This is a genomic window from Stenotrophomonas sp. GbtcB23 (assembly GCF_019091045.1).
GTDB lineage: Bacteria > Pseudomonadota > Gammaproteobacteria > Xanthomonadales > Xanthomonadaceae > Stenotrophomonas > Stenotrophomonas rhizophila_A.
In genome coordinates this window covers 79,372-90,137 of sequence record NZ_JAGXKC010000014.1, presented here as the reverse complement: position 1 = coordinate 90,137, position 10,766 = coordinate 79,372, and the positions used below count along the sequence as shown (strand labels likewise).

The following is a 10,766-nucleotide window of genomic DNA, read 5'->3' as shown; positions in this document are numbered from 1 at the left end:
ACGCAGCGTGTCCTGCGCGTAGTAGTACTGCATGCAGGTAGTGGCGAACAACGCGTTGAAATCGTCTGGAAGCGGGTTCACTGCCGCAAAGGCCGGCGCGGCGGTTGTTGCCATCAGAAGTAGAAGGCTGCGCATACAACTCCCAGGGGTCTCACTGCCGTTGAAGGGAAGCCGGAACGGCATTGTGACTTACAGCCGCACCCCGAACCAGATCACGGCTTCTGCCTCGCAACAACGAGGCTGCGAGGCCAGGATCTGGATAATGGTCCCTCTGGTTACTCCATGGAAGATAGACGCGCCAGCGCACAGCGGTGTGACGCTTCCATTGTTGCGATGGAGTAAACAGCGAAGTTACCCGCAGGCGTCTACCGGGAGGGGGTGGCTGGGCATACCGTGGAACCGCGCTGCAGCCCACCCCCCCGCGCCCCTTCCCAGGACCCAAGATCATGACCCAACGTCTCGACTACCAGCAGCAGTCCCCCGAGCTGACCAAGAAGCTCATGGAACTCAGCATGGCTGAAGCAAAGAGCTCCATCGAAGCGTCCATCCGCCACCTTGTGCATATCCGCGCCTCGCAGCTCAACGGCTGCGCGTTCTGCGTCGATATGCACGTCAAGCAGGCCACCATCCACGGTGAAAGCGCACTGCGGCTTCACCACGTGGCCATCTGGCGTGAATCCAACCTGTTCACGCCGCGCGAGCGTGCGAGCCTGGCGTGGACCGAGGCGCTGACCTGCATTCCGAGTCAGGGCGTGCCGACCGAACTGTATGAGCGCGTTCGCGGTCAGCTTTCTGAGAACGAGATCTCCGATCTCACCTTCGTGATCGCGGGCATCAACGCGTGGAACCGCATCAACGTGGCTTTCCTCGCTGTCCCCGGTTCCTTCGACAAGGCATGGGGACTGGACAAGGCGGGCCTGTCCGTCGCCCCGGCGGTGACGCAATGAGCGCGCGCGCGATGTGGGGGCCAATCGCTCTCTCCATGGGTCTCTGCCTGCTTTCCGGCGCCGCCATCGCGCACGGGGGCACGCATGCGACCGATGCGCCGCACGCGGTTGTTGCCGAGGTGGCATCGCAGGCGCTGCAGGACTACCCGGGCAAAGAGATCACGCTCATCACCGTGGACTACCCGCCGGGTGCGGTTGACCCCATCCACCGCCACGATGCGCACGCCATCGTGTACGTGCTCGACGGCACCATCATCATGGGTGTGAGGGGAAAGCCTGAGCAGACCATCAAGGCCGGCGAGACCTTCTATGAGGCCCCGAACGATATCCACACCGTGGGCCGCAATGCCAGCCAGAGCAAGCCCGCCAAGTTCGTTGTCTTCCTTCTGAAAGACAAAGAAAAGCCGCTGCTTATTCCGGCGGAGTAGTCCAGCGCACGTACCGCATGCACATAGGGCCTGCGGTACGCAGCCCCTCGGGACGCTGCCAGGTTCACGCTACTTGATCTTCAGCTCCGGCAGAAGGGGATCGACGTCGACCAGCTCCAACGATTTGACCACGTGCAGCGTCCCGTTCTTGTACTTGAGGAAATGCGGACTCTTCACGTGCTGTTCGTATGCCTGCCGACTCGCATATATTTCAAGAATCGTCAGTCTGGTCGGGTCGTCCTTGTCGAAGACGGCGTACAACGACAGCACGCCTGGCTCGAGCTCCATTGAGGCGCGAACCTCTGCAGCCAGGGCGTCTCGATAGGCGGGCAAATAATCCGCGTTTACGGTGATCCTTGACAGCCTGGTCATCTGTAACTCCTCAGCTCCAGCACTGGAGGAGCATGCAGCCATGCCGATCAAGGTTCCGATCAGTATCCTCTTCAATCAGCCCTCCAACGTGCGCGTGCAACCCGGCGCCTAGCTTTCCTGAAGATCATTCCTGCCGAGCCTCGAGCTGGCGTTGAATACCAACGCGGACACGTTCGGCAGCGTCCAAGCTGGAGTGGGCTTCGAGAACATCGGCAAGGCTGGACAGCTGCTCAGGGCGCACGCCTATGTTCATGCTGATACCTATGTGAGACTGCAACTGGGGTTCCACCCCGGACATGGCAGCCAGCATGCTGACCGTAGCCAGCTCGCGACTCTGCCAATCAAGGTTGTCGCGCTCGAAGATGTCGCCAAAGAGATGCGTACGCAGAAACTCATTTGCTTGCGGTGCGAAATCGAACAATGGCCCTGAGACTGGACCACCCACCAGCTTGGTCTGGTTGGCGGTGCCTGCAGCGAGCAACGCGTCGCCCTTGGGAATCGGATTGCCGGGCTCGCGGCCGACTTCATCCTGGATGCCGCTCTGCCTGCGTGCCTCCGCCACCTTCATCAGTTCGCTCAACGCGTTCAGGCTCCGCGGAAAGCCCGCATAGGCGTAAACCTGCACGAGTATCTCTCGCACTTCGGCCAGACTCAGTCCCGCGTCCAAGCCTTGATTCAGCGCGCCCCGAAGGCTATCCATGTTGCCGGCCGCTGCTGAGGCGCTGATCGGAATAATGGCTCGCTGGCGAGTGTCCAGTTCGGTGGTGGAACCCGTGTTTGATTTGACGTTCATAGCTGCTCCTTCGTATGCGAAAGCGATCTGTCCCGGACCGGAGGCAAGCATCACCGCACCCATCAGACAGACGAGACGACTGGACCGCCATTTCCAATCAATCGCCGTGGTACTGGGCATCGGTCACTTTCTCCAACCAGTTCACGTTCTGACCATCGCGCACGCCGGTTACGGCGAGATGGGTCATCGTCGTACCGGGCGCCGCGGCTTCAGCCTCATGGGGAAGGCCAAGCAGCGCCCAGACAGAGAGGGCCAAGAGCCCGCGAACCGCGGATCGAACCAACATGTCAGCCGCCTCCGTCGGAGCGGGCCGGTGCGTCAGCAGCGGGAGGTCCGGCCAGGTACTGCTCTTCGCTCACATGCTCCAGCCAGTCAACGTTCCTGCCATCCAACGCCTCCTGGACCGCGATATGCGTCATGGCGGTGGTGGGCGATGCACCGTGCCAGTGTTTGTGACCCGGCGGGCACCAGATCACGTCACCCGCCCGGATCTCCACGATCGGACCGCCTTCGCACTGTGTCCAACCGAAGCCGGCAGTAACGATAAGCGTCTGCCCCAACGGATGGGTGTGCCACGCAGTGCGCGCACCCGGCTCGAAGGTGACCGCGGCGCAGGATACCCTCGATGGCGCAGAGGCGGCATTGAGCGGATCGATGCGGACCATGCCCGTAAACCAGTCCGTCGATCCTTTGATGGACGCTTGGGTGCCAAGGCGTTTGATTTCCATGTAGCTCACCTCTTTGTGGTGTGTTGGGTATGCAACCAACGGCTAGTCGGACTCAATCCGAACCGCGGGCGGCCCTTCCGTGCGAAGGACCTGCAGTCGTCCGTCTATTCGAGCCAGTCGAATCAGACCGACAGCATCTGATCGTTGATGATCAGTCGAATCTTCATGGAATGAACCTCCGGGTGTGACTCTACCTTCCAGGCTGAAATGGCGTGATGAGTGGACTCGGCAGAGCATGCCGCTACTGCCCCGAACGCAAGCAGGAGGCAAAGCAGTGTTCCTGTGATAGACGTAACGCGCCTCATCAGCCCCGGGGTTCCACAGCGACCACCGACCCCGACGTGGACGCCCGGTCGTACGCCGTGGCATAAGCGAGCAGCGCGGCGCACAGCAACAGGCCAGCACTGGCCAGGAACGTGCTGGCAAAGCCGAGACTGTCAAACAGCAGTCCGCCCACGGTCGAGCCGAGTGCGATGGAGCACTGCACCACCGCCACCATCAGCCCGCCGCCGGCCTCTGCGTTGTCAGTGAAAGTGCGGGCCAGCCAGCTCCACCAGCCCACCGGCGCGGCCGTTGCCAGCAGGCCCCATGCCGAGAGCAGCGCGGCGGTCGGCCAAAGCTGGGGCCCCAGTGGAACCAAGGCCACGGCAATGAGCGCCATCAAGGCCGGAATGGTCACAAGCGTTCGGTAAAGCCCACGCCTGATGAACGCGCCAATGACGAGCGTGCCCACGAAGCCGCTTACGCCGATGGCCAGCAGCACCAGTGGTACAGCAGACGTTCCCGCACTGGTCACCCGCTCCAGGAACGGCCGCACGTAAGTGAACAAGGCAAATTGCCCCATGAAGGAGGCACCGCAGGCAAGCATGCCAAGTGTCACCACACGCCGCTGGAACAGCGCGACCAGCCCGCTTTGTGACTGCCCGCTCTCCGCGGGCATGGAGGGCAGACAAACCCACTGCCATGCGAGGGCTATTGCAGCCACCGGCAGAAGGCACAAGAAAGCGCCGCGCCATCCGATCATGCCGCCCAGGTAGCTGCCCAATGGCGCCGCAACTACCGTTGCAAGCGCGTTGCCGCTGTTGAATATCGCCAAGGCGCGCGGGACCTTCGCAGCCGGAACCAGCCGCATTGCCGTTGCGGCAGAGAGCGACCAGAACCCACCGATCACCACGCCAATCAGTGCACGCCCCATCATGTAGACCGGATAGTTCGGAGCCAGGGCCACCACCACACCGGACACTGCCATCAATGCGGTGAGGATCAGTAGCAACGTTCGTCGGTTCATGTTGCCCGCCAACCGGGAGATCGACAGGCTGGTCAGCACCGCAAAGGCTCCCGAAATGGCAATGCCGTACCCGGCAAGCCCCTCGGTCACGCCCAGATCTGCCGCCAAGGGACTAAGCAGGCTCACCGGCATGAATTCCGAGGCTATCAACGCGAAGACGCATAGCGTCATCGCGAGCACGCCCCCCAGTTTGAGCGATCTGCGATTGCGTGTGTGCGGCTCATTTCCCGGCCAGGCCGCGCTGGAAGAACGTCGTCAGTTTCTCGAAGGGAATCAGGTTGGCACGGTCATACAGGTCCACGTGACCCGCACCCTCCACCCAGTAGAGTTCCTTCGGTTGGCCGGCCCTTTGGTATGCGTCTTCGCTGAACTCGCGGGAATGCGCCGCGTCGCCAGAAATGAACAGCATCGGCCGGGGCGAGATGCTCTCGATGTCATTGAAGGGATAGAAGTTCATGAATTTGACCAGGCTGCTGAAGAGCGGCTGCGTGGTCAGCTCTGCCGTATCGCCCTTTGGCGTGTAGGCGCCGCGCGGGGTACGGTAGAAATCGAAGAACTCGCGTTGGATGGCAGGGGTGTCAGCATCGAGTTTGTTCACTGTGCCTGGCACGTACACAGCCGCCCCGCCCTTGAACTCGGCCAAGCGCTGGTCGGTTGCCGACTGGATCACCGTCTTGCGCTGTTCCAGCGATTGCCCGTTGTTCAGCCCCTCCCGTGCCGCCGCACCCATGTCGTACATGCTCACCGTGGCGATGGCCTTGATGCGCGGGTCGATCTTGGCGGCGCTGATCACAAAGCTGCCGCTGCCACAGATACCCAGGCCGCCAATCCGATCCGGGTCCACATAGGGCTGCGTACTCAGGAAATCCACGGCCGCACTGATGTCGTCTGAATAGATTTCCGGCGCCACCAGGTGCCGCGGGGTGCCGCCGCTCTCTCCCCAGAAGGAAAGATCGATTGCCAGCGTAATGAAGCCCTGCTCGGCCAGCTTCTGCGCGTAGAGCTGCGAGCTCTGCTCCTTCACCGCGCCCATCGGGTGGCCAACCACCACGGCGGGGGCGCGGCTGCCGCGAGGCAAGCCCTGAGGGCGGTACAGCGTGCCCACCACTTCCATCTGGTACTGGTTGTGGAAGCTGACGCGCTCACCAGTGACAGTGGGGCTGCGGTAGAAGTTGTCTGCCCCGGCGGGACGGGCTGCCCCGGGCGTATCTGCAGCCATGGCGGGAAGCGGAAGTACGTAGCTGGCAAGCAGCGCCAGCAGCAACGTGGTCGGTTTCATGCGAGTGCGGCCTCGGTTGGGGGACTGAGGTCGCCACGATAGGCTCCGCCCGCTACCGTGATAAGCCGGCTGAAAGTTGATGCATTGTTGAGTTGAGCTCACAATTGGTCCATGAGCGCCGTGAAGACCAATGATCTGCAAGCCTTTCTAGTGGTGGCCCAAGAGCAGAGCTTCACCAAGGCCGCCATTCGCCTTGGGGTAACGCCCTCTGCGCTGAGCCATTCGATGCGGCTGCTGGAAGAGCGCCTGGGCATTCGCCTGCTGGCCCGCACCACGCGCAACGTTTCCCCCACTGAAGCCGGCGAGCGCCTTATGCGCTCCATCGCACCGCACTTCGAGGCTATCGGCGCCAGCGTGGAAGCGCTGGGGGACCTGCGCGACCGGCCGGCGGGAACGCTACGGATCTCCTGCACGGATGATTCGATGGAGACCATCATCCGACCACGGCTTGCCGGGTTCCTGGCCGAGTACCCGGATATCACGCTTGAGTTCTACGTGGATTACGGCTTTACCAACGTGGTGGAGCAGCGCTTCGACGCCGGCATCCGGCTCGGGGAAGCGCTGAGCAAGGACATGATCGCTGTCAGGGTCGGACCGGATTGGCGGCTGGTGGTGGTTGGATCTCCCGGCTACTTCCAGAAACATCCCAAGCCCAGAAAGCCCGCCGACATCACCCGACACCGTTGCGTGCACATCCGGCATCGCCCAAACGGTGCCATTTATGCCTGGGAGTTCGAAGAGAAGGGCAAGGAGTTCACGGTACGCGGCGATGGCCCGCTGGTCTTCAACAGTATGACCCACGTCATCAATGCCGCACTGGACGGACTGGGCTTGGCCTACGCCCCGGAACCGATGGTAGCCGAGCACATCGCTCAGGGCAGGTTGGTGGCTGTGCTGGACAAGTGGTGCGTCCCCTTCCCCGGCTACCATCTTTACTACCCTAACCGCCGGCAGCCCTCACCTGCTTTTTCTGCGCTGGTCGCTTGGTTGAAGAGGGATGAGTATGCGTAGAAAGGCAGCGGCTGTGTATGTGGGTCGCGCCTGCACTGCGTAGCAATGTTCAGCGCACCCCGGGTTGCTTACGACTCCTCTTCTGGTGCGGTGAGGCCAGTGAACAGGAGCGCTTGGCACGAGAGTATGCCACTGATTCTGGGACGTTCGTTCCAGCAATCACCAGCTGACGCCAGAATTTCGGCTCACTTGCGTCACACCATTGATCAAGTAAATCGAACATGCCGGTATGCTGGGTAAGAATCAACTTCTCTCTATTTGAGCAGCTGTGCATCGTCTGGATTCGGGGCTTGATATCCCCTTGTTAGACCCATGAAAGCATGAAGTTCTGCGTCGGGAGGGTGGCGAATACAACACCCCCTTGGGAAATAAGTCACGCCGATGGTCTAACGGATATCAACCTCCCGACTCCCTTGTCGCCGACAAGGGAGTACTTCCGATGGAGTAGAAGCATGCGCAGTTCAAAGATGGATTCATGCAACGATCCCAGCCAGCAGGTTGGCATCGGCTGGTATCAGCCCAAGAGCCTACGCATTTCCGCCCTGCGGCACCCGGCCGGCAACATCCTGCCGCCGGGCCTGTCCATTCCCTACCTGTCGCTGTGCGGGGTATGGATGGAGCGGTTGGGATTCAAGACGGGGCATCGGGTGTTTGTTGAGGTGATGCCCGGACGCGTTACGTTGACGCTGGATGAGACGCCGGTGCCGCTGCCGTACCGGTATCAGAAGCACAAGCCGAAGAAGAGCCGTCCGGACGCGTTGAGCGAGTAGCTGGAGGCTCGCACGTCTGGAGTCCGGCTGTAGTTGAGGCATTGGAGACACGCCGGCGTGTCTCCGCCCTACCCTCGGCCGAGTTCGTGTTACGCCATGAACACCAGTCGCAGCGCAAACCCGATCAGCAGCACGCCCATCACCCGTTCGAACCAGTGGCTGGCGCGCATGAAGCGTTGGCGTACGGCTGCTGTGGAGAGGGCTACGCTGACCAGGACGAACCACGCTGCGTTGACCAGGCACATCCACAGGCCGTAGAGCATCTGTACGGGGAGCGGTGTCTTTGCGCTGACCAGTGTTGTGAACACCGCCAGGAAGAACAGGGTCGCCTTGGGGTTGGTGGCGTTGGTCATGAAGCCGATGGCGAAGGCTTGTCTGGGGGTTTGCTGCGCGACTTCACTCGGCCCATCGGGAGTGGCCTCGCCGCCCGTGCTGGGCTTGCTGCGGAGGAATTTGATGCCGAGGTAGAAGATGTAAGCCGCGCCCAGCCACTTGGCTGCGGTCATCAGCCAGGGGGTTGTGTGCAGGAGTGCGCCTACGCCGATGAGGGTATAGAGGACGTGGACCGAGATGCCCGCGCCTATTCCCAGCGAGGTGTAGATGCCTGCTTTTCGGCCGAAGCGGACGCTTTGGCGGACGGCTACTGCGAAGTCTGGGCCTGGGGCTATTACTGCAAGCAGGTGGACTATGGCCAAGCTTAGGAATTCTGCCCAGTAGGGTGCGAACACTTTTGACTCCGTGGTGGTGCGGTGGCGCTCCATTCTCCGTGCGGTGCCGCCTGGGGGCCGGCACTACCGCACGGTTTTCTGCCGGTATCGTGAAGGCCGGCCAACGGCCGGCGCTACCGCGTCTCTTGCGACTGTGGGGGTCGCTATCAGAAGACTGCGGCGCGGTGTCCGTCGAGCATGCCTGCGTACGGCGCGGCCCAGTACCTGGGACCTGTAGTCTGGCTCAGAACCGAGCCGCTAGTTTGCAGGGAGGTACTCGGAGATCTCTATCAGGTTGAGTTCGGGGTCCCGGACATACACAGATCGGATCTTGCCCAATGCACCGGTGCGCTCGACGGGGCCCTGTTCGATCTTCACTGAGTTGCTGCCGAGCTTCTGGATGACCTGGTCCAATGGAACTGCCGCAATGAAGCAGAGGTCCAGGGAGCCCGGCACAGGCAGGTGCGCCTTGGGTTCAACCTCATGCCCCTTGATGTGCAGATTGATCTTCTGGTCGCCAAACCGGAAGGCCTTTCTGCCCGCCCCGAACGTTTCCAGGGTCATCCCCAAGACGTTGACGTAGAAATGGGTGGTGGCCTCTTCTGCGGAAGTGGTCAGCACGAGGTGATCCAGGTGGTCGATCATGGGGGCGGTCGCAGTTGGGCGGTGGCTTTATCGTAGCCGTATGCGCATTTCACGTTGTGGCGCCTTGCAGCCGAAAGGCGCCCAGCAGGAGGAGCCGCCCCATCGGTTACCTGAATACAACGGTTCGGTGCCCGTTGAGGATGATGCGGTGCTCTACGTGCCTCCGCACGGCGCGGGCCAGTACCTGCGATTCGGTGTCGCTGCCGAGGCGGACCAGGTCACGCGGCGTCATGGCATGGTCCACCCGCGCTACGTCCTGTTCGATGATCGGGCCTTCGTCGAGATCGGAGGTGACGTAGTGGGCCGTTGCACCGATGATCTTTACCCCGCGCGCGTGGGCCTGGTGGTACGGCTGCGCGCCCTTGAAGCTGGGCAGGAAGCTGTGGTGGATGTTGATCGCGCGGCAGGCCAGTGCCTGGCACAGGCGCGGTGAGAGGATCTGCATGTAGCGCGCGAGCACCACCAGGTCGATCTGCTCGCGTTCGACCAGATCGATGATCTGTTGTTCCTGCACTTCCCGGTTGTCTGCATTCACCGGCAGGTGGTGGAACGGGATGCCGTACGAACCCGCCAGCGGGCCGAAGTCTTCGTGGTTGGAGGCCACTGCGGCGATGTCCACCTGCAGTTGGCGGCTGTGCGCGCGGAACAGCAGGTCGTTGAGGCAGTGCCCCTGCTTGCTCACCAGCACCAGCAGGCGCGCACGGCGGCGGGCGTCGTGCAGCTGCCAGTCCATCTTGAAGTCGGTAGCCAGCCCGGCCATGCGGGTCTGGATGGTGTCGATGGGCTGGCGCGGGTCACGATCGAAATGCACGCGCAGGAAGAACCGGCCGCTCTCGTCGTCGCCGAATTGCTGTGCATCCAGGATGTTGCAGCCCTGCTCGAACAGCAGGCCGGAAACGCGGTAAACGATGCCGGTACGGTCCGGGCATGAGAGGGTGAGGATGGAGTCGGGGCGCATGGGGTGAGTGTAGTGGAGCGGCGCCGCGCTCTGGAGGGACGATGTCAGTTGCAACCAATTGCTGTGGGCGTTGATGGAGTTGGAGCAGCGGACTAACAGTCCGCTCTACCGGGCGGTGTGCCGACCGGTGTACCGACCGATGCGCCGGCCGATGCGCCGACCGATGCGCCGACCTGTTTACCGACCGATGTGCCGACCGATGCATCGTTCGATTTGCCGCGACGCCCCACCAACGGTGGGGCGCTACCGGGGGATGGATGCCACATCGGGTCAGCGCGGCGGGTGCACGGTCAGCGCGACGAGGCGCATCACCACCGGGCGCACCATCAGTACGCAGACGAAGGCGGTGGGCATGCCGGCCACGCCGGAGGAGCTGCGTGAGCACCGGTGTTTGGTGTTCCGCTACCCGGTGGATGGGCGGTTGTTGCCGTGGGGATTCGTGCGCGATGGGATCCGCTTCGAGGCGGAGATGCGGCCGGCGCTGGTGTCGGATGACATTGATGCGTTGGCGGCGATGGCGGCCGCTGGCGGTGGCATTGCGCGGTTGGCGGCGTTCGTGGCGGCGCCTTGGTTGGCGCGGGGCGAGCTGCAGGTGTTGTTTGCGTCGGGCGATGGGGCGCGGACGTCGCCGGAGCCGATGCGGTTGTTTCTGTGTGTGAGTGATCGAAGGGATTTAACGCCCAAGGTGCGGGCGTTGATGCAGCACGTGGTGGAGGGGTTGCCGGCCGCGTGGCGGGTGGATGTTGCGTGAGATCAGGCGGTACGCGGCCCCCCAGCGCGGGGCCCCCCCCCCACCCAATCACAGGCGGCGGGGGGGGGGGGGCGGGCGCCGCCGGCGCC

14 protein-coding genes are annotated in these 10,766 nt (G+C 62.6%); 5 read left to right on the top strand and 9 right to left on the bottom strand.

Going from position 1 to position 10,766, the window contains the following annotated elements; genetic code table 11:
• The first annotated feature begins 446 nt into the window (after nucleotides 1-446).
• Together KVS69_RS08245 and KVS69_RS08240 are read left to right on the top strand one after the other, a co-directional pair.
• Entirely contained in the window at nucleotides 447-947 is a 501-nt protein-coding gene (locus KVS69_RS08245) for a carboxymuconolactone decarboxylase family protein (RefSeq protein WP_217537712.1), read from the top strand.
• Nucleotides 944-1,375 carry a cupin domain-containing protein gene (locus KVS69_RS08240; RefSeq protein WP_254622083.1) on the top strand — a complete coding sequence of 144 codons (432 nt, stop codon included), beginning with the start codon at nucleotides 944-946 and terminating at the stop codon, nucleotides 1,373-1,375. The genes KVS69_RS08245 and KVS69_RS08240 overlap by 4 nt, the downstream gene beginning before the upstream one ends.
• 69 nt (nucleotides 1,376-1,444) lie before the next feature.
• Here KVS69_RS08240 and KVS69_RS08235 read toward each other — a convergent pair whose 3' ends face one another.
• The 5 genes from KVS69_RS08235 to KVS69_RS08215 all read right to left on the bottom strand — a co-directional run bounded on the left by KVS69_RS08235 (nucleotide 1,445) and on the right by KVS69_RS08215 (nucleotide 5,835).
• Nucleotides 1,445-1,822 carry an antibiotic biosynthesis monooxygenase family protein gene (locus tag KVS69_RS08235; RefSeq protein WP_217537711.1) on the bottom strand — a complete coding sequence of 126 codons (378 nt, stop codon included), beginning with the start codon at nucleotides 1,820-1,822 and terminating at the stop codon, nucleotides 1,445-1,447.
• 49 nt (nucleotides 1,823-1,871) lie between these two features.
• Complete coding sequence (locus tag KVS69_RS08230; RefSeq protein WP_217537710.1) at nucleotides 1,872-2,540, bottom strand: carboxymuconolactone decarboxylase family protein; 669 nt, start codon at nucleotides 2,538-2,540, stop codon at nucleotides 1,872-1,874.
• 287 nt (nucleotides 2,541-2,827) lie between these two features.
• Nucleotides 2,828-3,268: a cupin domain-containing protein gene (locus KVS69_RS08225; RefSeq protein WP_145480905.1), complete on the bottom strand. Its 441-nt coding sequence runs from the start codon at nucleotides 3,266-3,268 to the stop codon at nucleotides 2,828-2,830.
• A gap of 304 nt (nucleotides 3,269-3,572) precedes the next feature.
• The gene (locus KVS69_RS08220) at nucleotides 3,573-4,727 is read right to left on the bottom strand and encodes an MFS transporter (RefSeq protein ID WP_217537718.1); all 1,155 of its coding nucleotides are present in this window, start codon (nucleotides 4,725-4,727) and stop codon (nucleotides 3,573-3,575) included.
• Nucleotides 4,728-4,776: 49 nt separating this feature from the next.
• Complete coding sequence (locus KVS69_RS08215) at nucleotides 4,777-5,835, bottom strand: alpha/beta hydrolase (protein ID WP_217537709.1); 1,059 nt, start codon at nucleotides 5,833-5,835, stop codon at nucleotides 4,777-4,779.
• A 111-nt stretch (nucleotides 5,836-5,946) separates the two neighbouring features.
• On the opposite strand from KVS69_RS08215, the gene KVS69_RS08210 reads away from it, so the two are divergent.
• Nucleotides 5,947-6,846, top strand: coding sequence for a LysR family transcriptional regulator (locus KVS69_RS08210; protein WP_095362534.1), 900 nt, complete (start codon nucleotides 5,947-5,949; stop codon nucleotides 6,844-6,846).
• A gap of 452 nt (nucleotides 6,847-7,298) precedes the next feature.
• Nucleotides 7,299-7,616, top strand: coding sequence for a SymE family type I addiction module toxin (locus tag KVS69_RS08205; RefSeq protein WP_217537708.1), 318 nt, complete (start codon nucleotides 7,299-7,301; stop codon nucleotides 7,614-7,616).
• Between the two features lie 89 nt (nucleotides 7,617-7,705).
• Here KVS69_RS08205 and KVS69_RS08200 read toward each other — a convergent pair whose 3' ends face one another.
• The 4 genes from KVS69_RS08200 to KVS69_RS08185 form a co-directional block, all read right to left on the bottom strand.
• Nucleotides 7,706-8,344 carry a LysE family translocator gene (locus KVS69_RS08200; RefSeq protein WP_345776795.1) on the bottom strand — a complete coding sequence of 213 codons (639 nt, stop codon included), beginning with the start codon at nucleotides 8,342-8,344 and terminating at the stop codon, nucleotides 7,706-7,708.
• Between the two features lie 237 nt (nucleotides 8,345-8,581).
• Nucleotides 8,582-8,968: a VOC family protein gene (locus tag KVS69_RS08195; protein ID WP_217537706.1), complete on the bottom strand. Its 387-nt coding sequence runs from the start codon at nucleotides 8,966-8,968 to the stop codon at nucleotides 8,582-8,584.
• 106 nt (nucleotides 8,969-9,074) lie between these two features.
• Nucleotides 9,075-9,926, bottom strand: a complete 852-nt coding sequence (gene purU, locus KVS69_RS08190; protein WP_217537705.1) for a formyltetrahydrofolate deformylase — start codon at nucleotides 9,924-9,926, stop codon at nucleotides 9,075-9,077.
• Between the two features lie 270 nt (nucleotides 9,927-10,196).
• Complete coding sequence (locus tag KVS69_RS08185) at nucleotides 10,197-10,280, bottom strand: DUF2798 domain-containing protein (protein WP_217537717.1); 84 nt, start codon at nucleotides 10,278-10,280, stop codon at nucleotides 10,197-10,199.
• On the opposite strand from KVS69_RS08185, the gene KVS69_RS08180 reads away from it, so the two are divergent.
• On the top strand, nucleotides 10,279-10,677 hold the full coding sequence (locus KVS69_RS08180; RefSeq protein WP_254622082.1) for a LysR substrate-binding domain-containing protein: 399 nt from the start codon (nucleotides 10,279-10,281) through the stop codon (nucleotides 10,675-10,677). The two genes, KVS69_RS08185 and KVS69_RS08180, sit on opposite strands and share 2 nt — an antisense overlap.
• The last annotated feature ends 89 nt before the right edge of the window (nucleotides 10,678-10,766 follow it).